Annotated in this window: 19 protein-coding genes; 11 read left to right on the top strand and 8 right to left on the bottom strand. The window is 72.4% G+C overall.

What is annotated here, in order from left to right; translation table 11 throughout:
• Positions 1-38 precede the first annotated feature (38 nt).
• On the bottom strand, positions 39-593 hold the full coding sequence (locus ACF059_RS13795) for a DUF5133 domain-containing protein (RefSeq protein WP_392055835.1): 555 nt from the start codon (positions 591-593) through the stop codon (positions 39-41).
• 214 nt (positions 594-807) lie between these two features.
• Between ACF059_RS13795 and ACF059_RS13800 the strand changes: the two genes are divergently transcribed.
• The 4 genes from ACF059_RS13800 to ACF059_RS13815 all read left to right on the top strand — a co-directional run bounded on the left by ACF059_RS13800 (position 808) and on the right by ACF059_RS13815 (position 3,504).
• Positions 808-1,581 (top strand): GAF and ANTAR domain-containing protein, encoded by a 774-nt coding sequence (locus ACF059_RS13800; protein WP_392055838.1) that lies wholly within the window; start codon positions 808-810, stop codon positions 1,579-1,581.
• A 45-nt stretch (positions 1,582-1,626) separates the two neighbouring features.
• Entirely contained in the window at positions 1,627-2,358 is a 732-nt protein-coding gene (locus ACF059_RS13805) for a GAF and ANTAR domain-containing protein (RefSeq protein WP_392055841.1), read from the top strand.
• Positions 2,359-2,471: 113 nt separating this feature from the next.
• Entirely contained in the window at positions 2,472-2,879 is a 408-nt protein-coding gene (locus ACF059_RS13810) for an STAS domain-containing protein (RefSeq protein WP_392056690.1), read from the top strand.
• A gap of 148 nt (positions 2,880-3,027) precedes the next feature.
• Positions 3,028-3,504, top strand: coding sequence for an STAS domain-containing protein (locus ACF059_RS13815; protein WP_392055843.1), 477 nt, complete (start codon positions 3,028-3,030; stop codon positions 3,502-3,504).
• A gap of 88 nt (positions 3,505-3,592) precedes the next feature.
• On the opposite strand, the gene ACF059_RS13820 is transcribed toward ACF059_RS13815, so the two are convergent.
• Entirely contained in the window at positions 3,593-4,018 is a 426-nt protein-coding gene (locus tag ACF059_RS13820; protein ID WP_392055846.1) for a J domain-containing protein, read from the bottom strand.
• A gap of 119 nt (positions 4,019-4,137) precedes the next feature.
• Here ACF059_RS13820 and ACF059_RS13825 point away from each other — a divergent pair, with 119 nt between their 5' ends.
• Complete coding sequence (locus tag ACF059_RS13825) at positions 4,138-4,533, top strand: hypothetical protein (RefSeq protein ID WP_392055849.1); 396 nt, start codon at positions 4,138-4,140, stop codon at positions 4,531-4,533.
• Between the two features lie 78 nt (positions 4,534-4,611).
• On the opposite strand, the gene grpE is transcribed toward ACF059_RS13825, so the two are convergent.
• The 4 genes from grpE to ACF059_RS13845 all read right to left on the bottom strand — a co-directional run bounded on the left by grpE (position 4,612) and on the right by ACF059_RS13845 (position 8,057).
• Complete coding sequence (grpE, locus tag ACF059_RS13830) at positions 4,612-5,250, bottom strand: nucleotide exchange factor GrpE (protein ID WP_392055852.1); 639 nt, start codon at positions 5,248-5,250, stop codon at positions 4,612-4,614.
• Positions 5,247-7,130: a molecular chaperone DnaK gene (dnaK, locus tag ACF059_RS13835; RefSeq protein ID WP_392055855.1), complete on the bottom strand. Its 1,884-nt coding sequence runs from the start codon at positions 7,128-7,130 to the stop codon at positions 5,247-5,249. Before dnaK ends, grpE begins: the two co-directional genes overlap by 4 nt.
• 67 nt (positions 7,131-7,197) lie before the next feature.
• On the bottom strand, positions 7,198-7,530 hold the full coding sequence (locus ACF059_RS13840; protein ID WP_392055858.1) for an STAS domain-containing protein: 333 nt from the start codon (positions 7,528-7,530) through the stop codon (positions 7,198-7,200).
• Positions 7,531-7,628: 98 nt separating this feature from the next.
• On the bottom strand, positions 7,629-8,057 hold the full coding sequence (locus ACF059_RS13845) for an Hsp20/alpha crystallin family protein (protein WP_392055861.1): 429 nt from the start codon (positions 8,055-8,057) through the stop codon (positions 7,629-7,631).
• A 310-nt stretch (positions 8,058-8,367) separates the two neighbouring features.
• On the opposite strand from ACF059_RS13845, the gene ACF059_RS13850 reads away from it, so the two are divergent.
• The 5 genes from ACF059_RS13850 to ACF059_RS13870 all read left to right on the top strand — a co-directional run bounded on the left by ACF059_RS13850 (position 8,368) and on the right by ACF059_RS13870 (position 12,749).
• The gene (locus ACF059_RS13850; RefSeq protein WP_392055864.1) at positions 8,368-8,652 is read left to right on the top strand and encodes a polyprenyl synthetase; all 285 of its coding nucleotides are present in this window, start codon (positions 8,368-8,370) and stop codon (positions 8,650-8,652) included.
• A complete protein-coding gene (locus ACF059_RS13855; RefSeq protein WP_392055866.1) occupies positions 8,645-9,697 on the top strand; it encodes a polyprenyl synthetase family protein in 1,053 nt (350 codons plus the stop codon). Before ACF059_RS13850 ends, ACF059_RS13855 begins: the two co-directional genes overlap by 8 nt.
• Positions 9,698-9,788: 91 nt before the next feature.
• Positions 9,789-10,949, top strand: coding sequence for an oxygenase MpaB family protein (locus ACF059_RS13860; protein ID WP_392055869.1), 1,161 nt, complete (start codon positions 9,789-9,791; stop codon positions 10,947-10,949).
• A gap of 179 nt (positions 10,950-11,128) precedes the next feature.
• Complete coding sequence (locus tag ACF059_RS13865; protein ID WP_392055872.1) at positions 11,129-11,794, top strand: helix-turn-helix domain-containing protein; 666 nt, start codon at positions 11,129-11,131, stop codon at positions 11,792-11,794.
• Positions 11,795-11,822: 28 nt separating this feature from the next.
• Positions 11,823-12,749, top strand: coding sequence for a universal stress protein (locus ACF059_RS13870; protein WP_392055875.1), 927 nt, complete (start codon positions 11,823-11,825; stop codon positions 12,747-12,749).
• Between the two features lie 38 nt (positions 12,750-12,787).
• Here ACF059_RS13870 and ACF059_RS13875 read toward each other — a convergent pair whose 3' ends face one another.
• Entirely contained in the window at positions 12,788-13,252 is a 465-nt protein-coding gene (locus ACF059_RS13875) for a Crp/Fnr family transcriptional regulator (protein ID WP_392055878.1), read from the bottom strand.
• A 144-nt stretch (positions 13,253-13,396) separates the two neighbouring features.
• On the opposite strand from ACF059_RS13875, the gene ACF059_RS13880 reads away from it, so the two are divergent.
• A complete protein-coding gene (locus ACF059_RS13880; RefSeq protein WP_392055881.1) occupies positions 13,397-14,281 on the top strand; it encodes a potassium channel family protein in 885 nt (294 codons plus the stop codon).
• On the opposite strand, the gene ACF059_RS13885 is transcribed toward ACF059_RS13880, so the two are convergent.
• Positions 14,275-16,644 carry a phosphoketolase gene (locus tag ACF059_RS13885; RefSeq protein ID WP_392055884.1) on the bottom strand — a complete coding sequence of 790 codons (2,370 nt, stop codon included), beginning with the start codon at positions 16,642-16,644 and terminating at the stop codon, positions 14,275-14,277. The genes ACF059_RS13880 and ACF059_RS13885 overlap by 7 nt on opposite strands.
• Between the last annotated feature and the right edge of the window lie 128 nt (positions 16,645-16,772).

Genomic DNA, 16,772 nt, shown 5'->3' on the forward strand with positions numbered 1-16,772 from the left:
CCCGCCCGTCCCGCGGGCACTGGGCAGGGCCCTCTCGCTCATGCGGCCGGGCCGGCCTCCTCGTTCAAGAGGCCGGTCCGCCCGGCGGGACCGGCGAGGAGTTCCTCCGCCGCGCGCAGGGCCTCGTGAGTGGTGGGACGGCCCATGAGCACGCACAGCGTGTAGGTGACGTCGTCCATGTCCCGCAGGGCCGCCGGGTCGTCGGGGGCCGCGGCCAGGCGTGCCCGGCAGACCCGCAGCCGGTTCAGCACCTCTTCGGTCCGGGCCCGGCTGGGCACGAGGGCGGTGCCGCGGATCTGCGCCACGGGCCCGGCCCTGCGCGCCGCTTCGACCGCGTGGCGCAGGGCCCGCTCCACCGGTGCGGGCAGCGGCGTGCCCCGGGAGGCGGCGGTCATCGCGGCCGCCAGGTGCTGCACGGTGGTCCGCGCGAGCTCGGCGGCCGCGGCCAGGATCGCCTTCGCGTCACGGGCCGAGCACGGCGTGGCGGCCATCAGCATCCCCACCGCCCCCGCGGTCGTCGGCGCTGCCGTGGGATCCCCGGCGTCCTGACCGGCGGCCACGACGAGGGGGAACGGGTCGGAGGGTGTGGCCATGGAGGTCCCTTCGGTCGGGCCAGGCAGCAGGAGGAGGAGGCCACAGCGCGGGCACCCCCCGGGGGTTATGCCCTGTATCGTCGCGACCGGCACACCCCGCGCCGGTGCGACACCCGCTCGCGTCGAGGCATTCCGCGGTGCCCCTGAAGGGCGCGTTCGGCTGCCTCCGTGGAGGAGGATGGAAGGAGCGGGCTGTGGCTGGAGGTGAGGCACCGTGGATCCGGTCCAACCCCAGGACGGCGAAGGACCCGAGAACGGATCGTTCCCGGGTGGCGGCCGCGAGTACGGGCGCCTGAGCGAACTCTTCCTGGGAGGCCTCGACGGATCGGCCGCCCAAGAGGCGCCGGCCGCTCTGGCGAGGGCCTGCGTCGAGCTCATGGACGTCAGCGGGGCCTCGGTCTCCCTGCACGGGGACGCGGACGTCCGCAGCGTGTGGTGGTCCAGCGACGGCGTGGCCAGCCGGCTGGCGGAGGTCCAGTACTCGCTCGGCGAGGGCCCGTGCCGCACCGTGCTGGAACAGGCCGCGCCCGTCTTCGCCCCCGACCTCACGCGGGGTCCGGACGCCGGCCGATGGCCGCTGTTCGCCCAGCAGGCCGTCGATCTCGGCGTACAGGCCGTGTTCAGCCTGCCGCTCGGCAGCAGCGGCCTGGCGATCGGCACCCTCGACCTCTACCGCGACCGGCCGGGCCCCCTCACCGAGAAGGACCGGTCCCTCGCCTTTCCCGCCGCTGAGGCGATCACCACCGCCCTGCTCGCGCTCCAGGCACAGGACCCCGGAGCGGGGACCGATCTGGACGGGTCGTGGCTGGACGCGGCCGAAACCGATCACGAGGAGGTTCACCAGGCCACTGGAATGATCATGGTGTATCTCGGGGTCGATCCCCAGGATGCACTGGCCCGCCTGAGGGCCCACGCCTTCTCCCACGGACAGTCCGTGACGGAGGCGGCTTTCGACGTGATCGCCGGGAGAATCAGGTTCCATGACTAAGCCCGCCCCCATGGACGGCTGGAGCAGGGAAACGGTGACACCGGCATGACCACCACCCGAGAGCAGCAGCTCACCGAGGCGTTCGTCGCGCTCAGCGACACCCTCGGTGACGACGTCGACCCCCTCGTCCTCCTCGGACACCTCGTCCGGCACAGTGTCGCGCTGACGTCCGCCGACGCGGCCGGCGTCATGCTCGTCAACTCACGCGGCGGCCTGCGGTCCGCGATCACCACGGAGTCCGCCGCCGAACTCACCGAAATCTGGCAGGCCGAGACCAAGCAGGGCCCCTGTATCGACGCCTTCACCACCGGCGAGGCGGTGCACGCCCCCGAGCTGGCGTCCCAGGAGGAGCGCTGGCCCGTCTTCACGCCGCTCGCCCGGGCGGCCGGCTACCAGAGCGCCCACGCCCTCCCCCTCCAGCACCGCGGGCACGTCATCGGCGCGCTCAACCTGCTGGCCCACCGGCCGACCGGCCTCACGGACGCCGACAACGCCCTCCTGCGGGCCCTGGCCGACGTCGCCACCACCGCGGTCCTGACCTGGGACCGGCAGCCGCTGCGGCCCGAGGACATCGCCCTGCGCACGCAGGCCGCCCTGGCCGGGAAAGCGGTCTTCGACACCGCCAGCGGCATGCTCGCCGCCACGGCGGACATCACCCCGTCCGAAGGCGCCCGCCACCTCTACACCTACTGCCGCCGCCACCACCTGCGCCCCACGGACGTGGCGGACCAGCTCGTACGCCGCACCCTCGACCCCCACACCGTCCTGGCGCCATGACGACCGCCGTATGGGCGAGCCTCAAGGCGAACGGCGGCCCCGTTGGCCAGGATGACGGCCAAACGGGGGGCTCGTACGCCCACCGCTGTCGTGAGGAGAACGCATTGATCAGCATGGACGCCGAAGCCCGCGGCCACACGCTCCTGATCGGCCTGGCCGGGGCCCTCGACGAGGCAGCGGCCCCGGTGCTCCAGCGGGCGCTGGACCACCTCCCGGCCGAAGCGCGGGTCCTCATGATCGATCTGCACCGGGCGACGTCCATGGACCCGGCGGGTCTGCTCCACCTCCTCGACCTGCACCGGCGCGGGGAATGCCTGGGCCTGCGCGTCCTCGTCGTGGGATGGCAGGACCAGCCCCAGCAGCTCCTGGCCGAGATCGCCGGCCTCACCGGGCCCGGCTCACTGGCCGGGGAGCGCTACGCCCTGGCCGGCTTCCGCCGCCTGATCGGCGAGCGCGCCCAGCGGGCCCAGGACCTCGGGGCCGCCGAGGCGGCCACCGACACCACCGTGACCTGCCGCTGACGGGGCTTGGCCGCGCTGCGGACGCTCGCCGCGGCCCGGACCGCGCGCGGCGGCCGCTGGCCCGAGAGCCGCTTGCCGGACAGCCCCGGCCGGGCCCAAAATCGTGACGAGAGACGTGTCGTCGGGACACCCCGTGAGGTGAGACGCCATGCAACCGGCTTTCCGCATCGCGGTCAGGCGCTCCGGAACGACCCTGTGCCTTGCTCCCTCCGGGGAACTGGACCTGGAGAGCTGCCCGGCCTTCGACCAGATCGAACAGCTGGCCGACGCGCACACCACGGCCGTGAACTGCACCATGGCGGGCGTACCGTTCATGGACCTCAGCGGCCTGCACTGCCTTCTCACCCTGGCCGCGCACCTCGAAGCCCGCGGTGTGCCCCTGGCCGTGTACGACTGGCAGCCCCAGCCCCGGCGCCTGCTCGACGTGGTGCAGCACCTCAGCAGCTTGCCCGAAGGCAGGGCCCGCGAACGTCAGGCGGCGGCCGCCGCACTGCGCGGACTGCTCAACTCCCGTGCCCGGGCAGGACGCGAGCACGGCATGCGCCAGGCCGACGGCGCGTACGCGCCCTCTCGTGCGGTGGCGGGCCGCAGCCGCAGGCCGGGCTCCTTCCGCACCCCCGCCTGACCATCCCCGCCACCACATCGCGGCGAAATGGCGCGGCCGCTGAATTACCGGGGCCGGAATTCCTGGCACTGATTATCGCGGTGACGCGCTATATGCGGAAAAGCAGCCGTGCCATGAGGCGGTCGAAGGAGTCGAAGGGGTCCTCGTACGGAGGTGGGGCGGCCGGCCGAACCCTTTCCGCGGGCGGCGGAAACGGCCGCGCCGTAGTCCCCGGCGCGGACCGCACGCGGACGGGGATCCGCACCCGGTGGCCCGCGGCGGTCTGCCCCTCCCGAGCGCGTTCGGCGTCGTAGGCGGTCCGCCGCAGCGGATCGTGCAAGGTCCGGTAGGCGTCGATGACCTCGGCGAGTTCGCCCTCGGCCGTGAGCCCGCCCGGCCGGGTGTCCGGGTGCAGGGCGCGGATCAGCGCGCGGTAGGCGCTGGTGATCTGCTGCGGGGACGCCTCCGCGGGGAGTCCGAGGACGGTGTAATGGTCGCGCGGCGGGCGCGAGCCGCCCATTTCCCTCACCTCCACGATGACCGGCACCTCTCCTCTTCCACCCGTGATAAAGCCGGTCCGCTATGTTGTCAAGGCGACCCCGTATGGGTAATCGACTGTGAGGAGAAGGTCGCAGCCGAAGGGAGGCGACGGACATGATTACCGAGATGGCCTTGGAACGGGCGGAATTCACGTGCGGCCGGTGCTGGCACCAATGGAGCATCGACTACGACGTCCAGCAGTACCGCGACGAAGAGGGCGGGACGTGGGAGTACTTCTCGCGCGACGGCATTCCCGTGCCCTCCCCGTACACGCCTGCCGGCGCCTCCCCGTGCCCGGCGTGCGGTCGGCACTGGGTGGGCCGTCTCCTGGCCCGCCGGGTGATTCCCGCGGCACCCGGAGCGGCGGACACTCCGCGCGAGAGGGTGGCCGACACCGCAGGTCACCGGCCCGAACGGCAGGGCGCACCGCTGCTCGGCGCCACCGAGCACATCCAGCCGGAACAGCTCGGCATGCCCGCTCAGCGGCCCTCCGCGCCGGCGCCCGGCTGATCGTCACCTCGTCACCTCGTCACCTCATCGCCTCATCGCCTCTACCGGCCTGGCGCACGCCAGGCCGGTACGCGTCCCTCAGGTCGCGGCACTGGTCTGTGCTTCCTCCCGGTCGGGCGGCTCGCTCACCGTCACCTGGGCCGGGCGCAGGAGGTGCTCACCGACCCGGTAGCCGCGGCGCAGCACGGTGGTGCAGGTGGGCCGGTCGACCTCATCGGACCGCTGGTAGGAGATCGCTTCGTGATGGGTGGGGTCGAAGGGCTCTCCCGGGGCCCCGACTTCCTGGAGACCGAGCGTGGCGAGCTGGGTTTCCAGCGCGTCGGCGACGGCGCGCAGGCCGGGGTCGACGTCGCCGTGATCCCGGGCGCGGTCGATCGCGTCCAGGACGGGCAGCAGCCCGGCCAGGACGTTGGCGACCGCGATCTCCCGCACCGCGAGGCGGTCGCGCTGAACCCGCTTGCGGTAGTTGTCGTATTCCGCCTTCAGGCGCTGCAGATCGGCGGTCCGTTCCGCGAGCTCGCTCTGCGGAGCGGTGCTCCCGGCGGCGGGGGCGCCGCCGGGGGAGCCGTGTCCGGCGGCGCCGGTCCGCGACGGCTCGGGACCACCGCTGTCGGCTGCCCTCAGCTGCAGGGTGACGGGGTCGATGCGCCGCTTGTCCCTGATCACGACCGGGGGCTGCTGCTTCCGCGGTCCGTCGGAGGCCTTCGGCGGGCTCATCGCGCCTCTCCTTTCGCGCTGTCCTCGTCCACGATCTCCGCGTCGACGACGTCTTCATCCGCACCACCGGACGCTCCGGGCTCGGACGCTCCGGCGCCGGACGCCTGACCGTCACCGCCCCCGGCGCTTGGCTGGGCGGCTTCGTAGAGGGCGGTGCCGATCTTCTGCGCGACGGCACCGGCATGCTCCGTCGCCGTGCGGATTGCGGCCGTGTCCTGTCCCTTCAGCTTCTCCTTCAGGTCCCCGATCGCCGTCTCGGTCTCGGTCTTCAGATCGGCCGGGATCTTGGACTCGTTGTCCCGCAGCAGCCTCTCCGTCTGGTAGACCAGCTGTTCGGCGCGGTTGCGCGTCTCGGCCTCCTCCTTGCGGCGGCGGTCCTCCTCGGCGTGCTGCTCGGCCTCGCGGACCATGCGGTCGATGTCCTGGCGGGGGAGCGAGGAGCCGCCGGTGACGGTCATCTTCTGCTCCTTGCCCGTGCCGAGGTCCTTGGCCGTGACGTGCATGATGCCGTTGGCGTCGATGTCGAAGGAGACCTCGATCTGCGGGACGCCGCGCGGGGCCGGCGGCAGGCCCGTCAGCTCGAACATGCCGAGCTTCTTGTTGTACGCCGCGATCTCGCGCTCGCCCTGGTAGACCTGGATCTGCACGGACGGCTGGTTGTCCTCGGCCGTCGTGAAGATCTCCGAGCGCTTGGTCGGGATCGTGGTGTTGCGCTCGATGAGCTTGGTCATGATGCCGCCCTTGGTCTCGATGCCCAGGGACAGCGGGGTCACGTCGAGGAGCAGGACGTCCTTGACCTCACCCTTGAGCACACCGGCCTGGAGGGTGGCGCCGATGGCGACGACCTCGTCCGGGTTGACGCCCTTGTGCGGATCCTTGCCGGTCAGCTCCCTGACCAGCTCGGTCACCGCCGGCATGCGGGTCGAGCCACCGACGAGGATGACGTGGTCGATGTCCGACACCTTGATCTTCGCGTCCTTGACCGCGTTGTGGAACGGCGCCTTGCAGCGCTCCAGCAGGTCGGCGGTCAGCTGCTCGAACTGGCTGCGGGTGAGCTTCTCGTCCAGGTGCAGCGGGCCCTCGGCGGACGCGGAGACGTACGGCAGGTTGATCGTCGTCTCCGTCGCGGCGGACAGTTCGATCTTCGCCTTCTCGGCGGCCTCCCGCAGACGCTGCAGTGCCATCTTGTCCTGGGACAGATCGATCCCGTAGGCATTGCGGAACTGCTTCACGAGGTGGTCGACGATCTTCTGGTCCCAGTCGTCGCCACCCAGGTGGGTGTCACCGTTGGTGGACTTGACCTCCACCAGCCCCTCGCCGATCTCCAGGAGCGACACGTCGAAGGTGCCGCCACCGAGGTCGAAGACGAGGATCGTCTGGTCGTTCTCCTTGTCCAGGCCGTACGCGAGCGCGGCGGACGTCGGCTCGTTGATGATGCGCAGGACGTTCAGGCCCGCGATCTCACCCGCCTCCTTCGTGGCGGTGCGCTGCGCGTCGTTGAAGTACGCCGGGACGGTGATCACGGCGTCCGTGACGTCCTCCCCGAGGTACGCCTCGGCGTCGCGCTTCAGCTTCTGCAGGACGCGCGCGGAGATCTCCTGAGCCGTGTAGCGCTTGCCGTCGATGTCGCCGGACTCCGGGAAGCGCCAGTTCGTCTCGCCGACATGGCGCTTGACGGACCGCGCGGTCCGGTCGACGTTCGTGACCGCCTGCCGCTTGGCGATCTCTCCGACGAGGACCTCTCCGCCCTTGCCGAAGGCCACCACGGAAGGGGTGGTCCTGTTTCCCTCGGTGTTGGTGATGACCGTGGGCTCGCCGCCCTCGAGGACGGCGACGACGGAGTTGGTCGTGCCCAGGTCGATCCCGACTGCGCGTGCCATCATGCGCTCCTCTCGGATCAAAAACCTCGATTGCTGATCGCTTCGACTGTTCGACGGGTCCGCCTGTTCACTGCGCCGGACGGCCGAGCAGGCCGGCCGTTCCGGTCCCGCGCAGGAGCCGCCGCACCAGGGGCGAGGTCACGCTCACCACGCGCAGGACCGTGCCCCGTTCTCCCGCACGACGGCGGGCTTCCAGCAGGACGCCGAGTCCGTAGCAGTCGCAGAACTCGACCTCGCTGAAGTCGAGCTCCACCACGCGGGCACCGTCGGACAGCGCCTCGTCGAGGATCACGCGCAGCCGCGGCGCGCTCTGGATGTCGAGCTCCCCCGACACGGCGACCTTGAGGTACCCATCGGCGCGCTGCCTGATCTCGGCCGCGAGAGGCGGCGTTTCGGGCATCACGGCGGACCTCGCTTTCTCCACCGGCCGACGTGGACGGCGGGGGAGAGGGCGGCCCCGGCGGAGGCCGCCCGTCCTCCGCGTTCCCACCGCGCGCGTCAGGCGTTGATCTCCTTGTGCGAGCCTTCTCCGGCCCTGATCTCGATCTTCCGCGGCTTCGCCTGCTCGGCGACCGGAATGGTCAGCCGCAGCACGCCGGCCTCGTAGGAGGCCTCGATGCGGTCGGCGTCCAGCGTCTCGCCGAGGAACAGCTGGCGGCTGAAGGTGCCGGAGGGGCGCTCCGCGATCAGCACGTCGCTGTCGTCGCCGGAGGCGGTGGTCCGCCGCTCCGCCTTGACGTTGAGGACGTTCTGGTCGACGTCCAGGTCGATGGACGCGGGGTCGACACCGGGCAGGTCCAGCTCGACGACGAAGGAGTCCCCCTCGCGGAAGGCGTCCAAGGGCAAGGCCGCCGCCCGGTTGGCGCTTCCCAGGACCTGCTGGGTCATACGGTCCAGTTCACGGAAGGGATCGGTTCGCATGAGCATCGTCGTTCACTCCTCTCCTGTGTGTCCCAGATGCACATGGCCACACCACCTATATAGCGCGCCGCCATAAAACTTGACAAGAGCCGACTCAAGATAAATGCGCGTCTTGGCCGGGGCGGGTGCGCCCCGTAAAGGGCCCGCTCAGCCCGAGGGGCGCCTTTGCCGAAAGATCACTCGATGGTGCATCGGGCCTGCCCGGCGCGGCTCCAGCGGCCAGACTCGAAGTGCGTGGCGGGCGAACGCCGTGACGCGCTGCTCCGTGCCGGCCGGCCCGGAGCCGGGGCGGGCCCTTCCGTGCAGGAGACATGCTGTGGCACACCATGACGGCCGCGAGCCGCGGCTGACCGAGGACGCGGTGGCCCTGGTGGCCGGTCTCGCCGATCTCGCGGTCAGCGGCCTGACCAGCGCGGTCGGCGGACTGAGCGGCCTGCTGCGCCGCGCCGATCTCGGGGACCTCCTCGTCGACGGCCAGGAGGAGACCAAGGCGCGCGGCCGGCTGTTCCTCGACCGGCACGCGGTCACGCCGCCCGCCCACCTGGAGGTCCTGGCCCGCACCCTCACCGCCCCCACCCCCGCGGAGCGCGTCGGTGACTGAACGGGAGGAGCGCGCCTCGCTCAAGCAGCGCGTCGACCACGTCCTGGACGAGTTCGTCTCCGCGGAAGCCCGGGCGCTGGCCGACATCGACGCCTCGCTGGCCCCGGTCGCAGACCAACTCCATGCGGCGACCGCGCACGGCAAGCGGCTGAGGGCGGCGTTCTGCTACTGGGGCTGGCGCGGGGTCGGCCAGCCCGACAGCGAGGCGCTGGTACGCGCCGCCGGCGCCATCGAGCTGGTCCACGCGGCCGCCGTCGTCCACGACGACCTGATCGACCACAGCCGCACCCGGCACGGCCGCCCGACCGGGCACATCGCCCTGCGCGCGGCCCTCCCCGATCACGCGCGGCCGAAGGCCGGCGCCCGGGCGCTGGCCATGCTCGTGGGTGATCTGCTGATGTCCATGGCCGGGCAGCTGTTCACCTCGTCGGGCCTGCCCGGCGCCTTCCTGAACCGGGCCCGGCCCGTGTGGACGCTCCTGGCCCGCGAACTGGTGGCCGGTGAGTGCCTGGAGGTCCTGCGCACCGGCTGCGCACCGGACCCCGACGCATCGGTGAAGGTGATCCGCTACAAGACCGCCAAATACACGGTCGAACACCCCTTGCAGATCGGCGGCCTGCTCGCCGGCGCCCCACCGCGGCTGATCCGGGCGTACAGCGACTACGGCCTGCCGCTCGGCGAGGCGTTCCAGCTCCGCGACGACCTGCTCGGCCTGTTCGGCGATCCGGAGCGGACCGGCAAGGACCCGGCCGACGACCTGGCCGGGAACCGGCCCACGGCCCTGATGGCCCACGCCCTCGCCTCCGCCACCCCGGCGGAGCGCGCGGAGCTGCACCACCTGCTCGGGCAGGCGGACCTCGGCGCACGGCAGGTGGAACGCGTGCGGGAGATCGCCCGCCGCACCGGGGCCGTCGCCCGTGTCGAGGACATGATCACCGCCAGGCTGCGGGAGGCACACGACGCCCTGGCCCACGCCGACCTGACCACCGAGGCACGCAGCGCCCTGGCGGACCTGGCGACCGTCTCGGCCACCCGCACGCACTGACCGCCCCACCCCACCCGGAACCCCCGAGCAGCCGAGCATCCGAGCACCCGAGCACCCGAGCACCCGAGCACCCGAGTACCGGAGTTTCACGATGACCTACACCCGGGCGTCCATGGACGCCCTGCGCACCACAGGGGACGAACTCGCCGACGCGACCGTGGCGGCCTTGTTCGAACGCGGCGAGGTGGGCACGTTCAACACGCTCATGCGCTACTTCTCCACCGTCGGCCAGGACCTCCCCGAGGGCCTGCCGGAGGTCGCCCGCGCCTACCTCCACGAGACCAGTGCGCCGCCGTCGTGGGTGGACTGGGGGGAGATGGAGAAGGCCCGGCTGTTCTTCATCGACAACAACGTGCACATCGCCACCGCGCTGTCGTTCGCCTCGATGCCCGCCTGCTACGTCCTGCCGCACGTGGCCAAGCTGCTGTCGGCCACCCACTCGCTGAAGTACCCCTCGAAGCGGATGGCCGAGACGGGCCAGTTCACCGTCTACCTCATGCAGCCCAACGCCTTCGAGGCGGGCAGCCGCTTCATCCCCGCCGCCCAGAAGGTACGGCTGCTGCACGCCTCCATCCGCCACCACCTCAAGCGCGAGGACCGCTGGGACACCGCCGCCCTGGGCACGCCGATCTGTCAGGAGGACATGATCGGCGGGCAGATGATGTTCTCCATCCAAGTCCTCGACGCCCTGCACCGCCTCGGCATCCACATGAGCAACGAAGGCGCCGAGTCCTACTACTACGCCTGGAGGGTGGTCGGGGCCATCCTCGGCGTCGACCAGGACCACGCCCCCGCGGACCTGCGGTCGGCCCGCGCCTTCTCCGACCTGTACATGACCCGCCACATGGGCCCCAGCGAGGAGGGCGCCCAGCTCACCCGCCAGCTCATCGACCTCTACGAAGAGGTCGTGCCCGGCACCTTCTTCGACCCGATCGTCTCCGCCCTGATCCGCTACCTGATCGGCGACACCTGCGCCGACTGGCTCCAGGTCCCCCGCACCACCTGGGACACCGTCGTCAAGGCCGCCCCCACCCTGCTGGGCGTACTGGAAACCATCGAGGACCGCTCACCGCTGGCGGGCTGGGCCCTGGACCGGCTCGGCCACCTCACCAGCCTCTTCGAACTGTCCGCCCTCACCCGCGGCCGCGTCATGCACTACGCCATCCCCGAACAGCTCAAGAGCGACTTCGGAGTCAGCGCCGCCATCCCGCCCAAGAGCCGCTGGACCCCGCCGCCCGCCACCGTCCGCTAGGCGCGTGCCCTTCACCGCTTCTGCGGGTGCCGGCCGGCCTTCCCCGGCGCCTCCCACTTGCGGTCGCGTAGGTCCGCGAAACCCTGGAAGGGAGCGCAGCGGGCAGCCGGGGGACGAGCCCGGTCGAGAGCACGGGCGCCGTCGCGCACCGGCAGTCATCCCGAGAGGGCGTGAGGATCATGGGCACGACGCAGTCGCGGCCGCCCACTGGGCACACCGATCTGGGGCGGCGCATCGCCGCCCGGCGCGAGGAGCTGGGTCTCACCCGGGAACAGGTGGGCAGGCGCTGCGGGGCCGACGCCTCGTACATCGCCTACATGGAGGAGCACGCCGCGTCCCCGGCGATCGGCTCCCTCCTGCGCCTCGCCGACGCGCTGGGGACCACGGTCGCGGAACTGACCGGGGCGACGACCGAGCTCCCGCCCGGCAGGACCACGGCCCTGCACGACGTCCAGCTGATGACGCTGGGCGACGAGGAATGCCTGCGCCTGCTGTCCACCCACGGCATCGGCAGGATCGCCGTCGTCACCCCGCAGGGTCCGGCGATCTTCCCCGTGAACTACGTGACGGCGGGCCGGGACATCGCCTTCCGGACCCTCGGTGACGCCGTACTGGCCCGGGCCGACGGGACGGAGGTGGCCTTCGAGGTCGACCACATCGACGACGTCACCAGACTCGGCTGGAGCGTCCTGGCCGTGGGCGAGGCGGAAGGCGTCATGGACCCGGAGGAACTCGTACGGCTGGACGCCCTCGCCCGCTCGCTCCCGTGGGCGGGCGGCCCCCGCACCCACTGGATGAGGGTCAGGCCGACCCGGGTCACCGGGCGCCGCCTCGTGGAGCGCTGAGGGCAGGGGTTCCGGCCGAGGAGGCGTCATGGAAGGCACCGTCAGCGGGTCCGGTCTCGGTTCCGTCATCGTCGGAGTCGACGGCTCGCAGTCCGCCCGTCAGGCGGCGCTGTGGGCCGCGGCCGAGGCCGTTCGCCGCGAGCGCCCCCTGCACGTCCTCTACGCGGCGGACACCGACGGCCGGGCCCTCTACCTGTCGGCCCCCACCGTCGAGCGCATCCACCGGGCCGGCCGCGCGCTGCTCGACGACACCGCCGCCGCGCTCGCACAGCGGCATCGGGACCTGAGCGTCACCACGGAGCTCAGCCGCGCGGCGCCCGTACCCAGCCTGCACCGGTGCGCCGGCCGGCGCGGCACGATCGTGGTGGGGAACCGGGGCCTGGGCGGCTTCAACTCCCTGATGCTCGGCTCCGTAGGACTGAAGACCGTCATGGGCGCCCAGACGCCCGTCGTCGTGGTCAGAGGCGTCGACGACGGGGCGGAGACCGGTGCGGACACCGGTGCGGAGACCGGTGCGGTGCTCGCCGCGGTCCGCGACGAGCAGGACCTCGCGGTCGCCCGCCACGCGGCGCGCGAAGCCGCCGTCCGGGGCGCCTCGCTGCGCATGCTGCACGTGTGGCACGTCCTGCAGTCGGTGGGCAGCGTCGTGAGCATGCTCGACGACGTCGAGGAGATCGCCGCTGAGCACGCACGGCGCCTGAACGCCGTGGCCGACCGGATCCGCGAGGAGTTCCCCGCCCTGAGCGTGCGGGCGGAGGCGGAGAAGAGCGTGTCCGTGGCCGGTGTCCTCGTCGAGGCCTCGCGCGACGCGGACCTGCTGGTGATGGGCGGCCGCCGCTCGTCCGCCGGCATGGGGCCCACCCTCGGGCGGGCGACGCACAGCCTCCTGCACCACTCCCACTGCCCCGTCGAGCTCCTCCCGCGCAACGCCGGGACGTCCGCGAGCGCGTCCTGACCGTGACATCAGGCGGCGGACGCACGCCGCCAGGTCGCTCAGAGGGAGGTGCCGCTGCCGTACGGGGCGTACAGGTCCAGCAGCCGGACCCGCGCGGCGTGCAGCCGCTGGGCGAGCACCTGCGCGACCCAACGCCCGATCGAGGCGCCGAAAGCGGGATCCGCCTCCATCAGCGCCAGCACGACCGCCGCGTCGAACTCGTGCGTGCGCACCGGTGTCGTCGCCTCCGCGCCCAGCCGCCACCGGTGCGGCGCCAGCATCCACGAACAGCCCACCAGCTCGCCGGGACCGAGACTCTCGATCACGGCGGCCTTCCTGCCGGGTACGTGGACGTCGAGGGCGACGACGCCCGTCCGTACGATCCAGAACCGGTCCGCGTGGCCGCCTTCGTTGAAGAGCCGGGCCCCGTCGGGGAAGTCGACCTCCCGGGCCGTGCTCATCAGCCTCTCCCGGTGGGCGGCGGGCAGTGCGGCGGCGATCCGGGTGGGGGACGGTGTGGTCATGGCAGCCTCCTCGTGCCGGTCCGCTTCCAGTATCCGGGGCCGCCGCGCATCCGGCCCGGCCGGCGGCGGCCCCGTACGGCGCGGGCTGCGGCCGGCGCACGGGGTCGTGCGGGAGCCTGGGGAGGCGACGGAGGAGGGTGCCTGATGGAGTGGCTGGTGTCGGCCGCGGGAGCGGCCCTGGTCCTGCTCATCCTGCGGGACGTGTTCCACACGCTGTGGCACCCCACCCGCCACGGCGGCTTGAGCCGCCTGGTCATGACGGCGCTCTGGCGGGCCTCCACCGTCCTCACCTCCCGCCGCGGGGCCTCCGGACTCGCCGGCCCGCTCGGCATGGTGTCGGTCGTCGCGCTGTGGGCCGTGACGGTGGTGGCGGGCTGGGCCCTGATCTACTGGCCCCACGTGCCCGGCGCCTTCGTCTACGCGGGCGGGCTGCGCCCCGCCGAGTACGGCAGCCTCCTGGACGCCGTGTACATTTCGCTGGTCCACGCCTCCACACTCGGCCTCGGCGACATCGCCCCGGCCGGAGGGTGGCTGCGCGTCCTCGCCCCGCTGGAGGCCCTGGTCGGTTTCGCACTCCTGACCGCGACGGTCTCCTGGATCCTCGGCGTCTATCCCGCGCTGGCCCGGCGCCGGGCGCTGGCGCTGCGCCTCTCCCACCTGCGCCGTACGCATCCCTCGCGGGACCAGGTCGACTCCCCGGCGGGGGCCGCCATGCTCGACGGCCTGGCCGCGCAGTTCTCGGTCGTCGCCGTCGACTTCCTCCAGTACGCCGAGTCCTACTACTTCCACGACGTCGACGACCGGACCTCGCTCGCCCACCAGATCGACTACGCCCTGGACATCGCCGACCAGGCCGCCGAGGCCCGCCACCCCGACACCCGGCTCGGCGCCGCCGTGCTGCGCACCGCGCTCGAAGACCTCGCCGACATCCTGGACCAGCGCTTCCTGCACACCGACGGCCCGCTCCGGCACGTCCTGGAGGCCTTCACCCGCGACCACGGCCGCCGGGCGGGCACCCCCGGTCAGTAGGGCCAGGACCAGTCGGTGACCTCCGGGAGGTCGGTGCCGTGGGCGCGGATCCAGGCGTGGTGGCGGAACCGCTGGTCCGCCATGGTCTGGCGCAGGGCGGCGGCGCGGCCGGTGGCGAGGCCGGGGACCCGGTCGATGACGTCCATGACGAGCCGGTAGCGGTCGAGGTCGTTGCGCACGACCATGTCGAAGGGCGTGGTCGTGGTCCCCGACTCCTTGTAGCCGCGCACGTGCAGGTCCGGATGGCCGGAGCGACGGTAGGCGAGCCGGTGGATCAGCCAGGGATAGCCGTGGTACGCGAAGACCACCGGCCTGTCCGCCGTGAACAGGGCGTCGTACTCGGCGTCCGTCATCCCGTGCGGATGCTCCTCCCGGGGCATCAGGCGGGCGATGTCCACGACGTTGACCACCCGCACGGCCAGCGAGGGCAGGTGCTCGCGCAGCAGCGCGGCGGCGGCGAGCACCTCCAGCGTCGGCACGTCGCCGGCGCACGCGAGCACGACGTCCGGGGCGCCCGCTCCCTGCTCCGTGCCCGCCCACTCCCAGATCCCGGCCCCCCGGGCGCAGTGGGCGCGCGCGGCGTCGATCGACAGCCAGTCGTGGCACGGCTGCTTGCCAGCGACGATCACGTTGACCTGGTCCCGGCTGCGCAGGACGTGATCGGCCACCGCCAGGAGGCTGTTCGCGTCGGGCGGGAAGTACGCCCGCACGACGTCGGGGCTCTTGTTGAGGACGTGGTCGACGAAGCCGGGGTCCTGGTGGGAGAAGCCGTTGTGGTCCTGGCGCCAGACGTGCGAGGTGAGGAGGTAGTTGAGGGAGGCCAGCGGTGCGCGCCAGGTCAGCTCCCGGGAGGTCTTCAGCCATTTGATGTGCTGGGCGACCATGGAGTCGACGATGTGCGCGAAGGCCTCGTAGGTGGAGAAGAGCCCGTGGCGGCCGGTGAGGAGGTAGCCCTCCAGCCAGCCCTGGCAGACGTGCTCGGAGAGGATCTCCATCACCCGCCCGTCCCGGGACAGGTTGCGGTCGGTGGGTTCGGTCAGGGCCTGCCAGGCCTTGCCCGTGACGTCGTACAGGTCGTCCAGGCGGTTGGAGGCCGTCTCGTCCGGCCCCACGACCCGGAAGTCCCGCCGCCCGGCCGTGTCCCGCATGACCTGGGTGAGGAAGCGCCCCAGCACCCGGGTCGGCTCGTGGAGGGTGACCCCCGGCTTGTCCACGGGCACGGCGTAGTCGTCGAGCGCGCGCAGCGGCAGCGGTCGCAGCCGCCGGCCCCCGTTGGCGTACGGGCTCGCCCCGAGCCGGCGCTCCGCCCCCGGCACGCACGCCAGGACCTTCGCGGTGGGCCGCCCCTCGGAGTCGAAGAGCTCCTGCGGCCGGTACGAGCGCAGCCACTCCTCCAGTTGCCTCAGGTGCGCCGGGTTCTCGCGTACGCCCGCCAGCGGGACCTGGTGGGCCCGCCAGGTGCCCTCGACCGGATCGCCGTCGACGACCGCCGGTCCGGTCCAGCCTTTGGGCGTCCGCAGGACGATCACCGGCCAGCGCGGGTACTCCCGTCCCGGGTCCGGCTCCCCGGCTCCCGCCCGCGCCTCCTGCTGGATGAGCGCGATGCGGTCGAGGGCGTGGTCCATCGCGCGCGCCATGGCCTGGTGGACCAGGGCCGGGTCACCGCCCTCGACGTACAGCGGGTGGTGGCCGTAGCCCCGCAGCAGGGCGTCGAGCTCGTCCTCGGGGATCCGGGACAGCACCGTGGGGTTGGAGATCTTGTACCCGTTCAGGTGCAGGATCGGGAGCACGGCGCCGTCGTGGACCGGGTCGAGGAACTTGTTCGAGTGCCAGGACGCGGCCAGCGGCCCCGTCTCCGCCTCGCCGTCGCCGATGACGCAGGCGACGAGCAGCCCCGGGTGGTCGAAGGCGGCTCCGTAGGCGTGGGAGAGGGCGTAACCGAGCTCACCGCCCTCGTGGACCGAGCCCGGGGTCTCCGGCGCGACATGGCTCGGCACACCGCCGGGGAAGGAGAACTGCCGGAACAGCGCCGCCATGCCGGCCGCGTCCCGCGTCACGGCCGGATAGGTCTCGCTGTACGTGCCCTCCAGCCAGGAGTTCGCGAGGACCGCCGGACCGCCGTGCCCCGGTCCCCAGATGCAGAGGGCCTCCAGCCCGCGCTCCTCGATCACACGGTTCAGGTGGGTGTGGACCAGGTTCAGCCCCGGCGAGGTGCCCCAGTGCCCGAGCAGCCGGGGCTTGATGTGCTCCGGGCGCAGCGGCTCGGTCAGCAGCGGGTTGTCCATGAGGTAGATCTGGCCGACGGCGAGGTAGTTGGCGGCGCGCCAGTGCGCGTCGAGCTCCGAGATGGGATACGCGGTCATGTGCGCTCCTCCGTGCGGCGGTCCGGGACGTGCGTCGGCTGAGCCGACGCCCCTCACCCTGCGCCCGGCCGGAGCCCGGCGCCAGGGGAGGACCGGCCCCCGGGAAGGGACGGTCGGCCCTTCTGCCC

The organism is Streptomyces sp. NPDC016562 (assembly GCF_043076955.1).
In the GTDB taxonomy this organism is placed as follows: Bacteria; Actinomycetota; Actinomycetes; order Streptomycetales; family Streptomycetaceae; genus Streptomyces.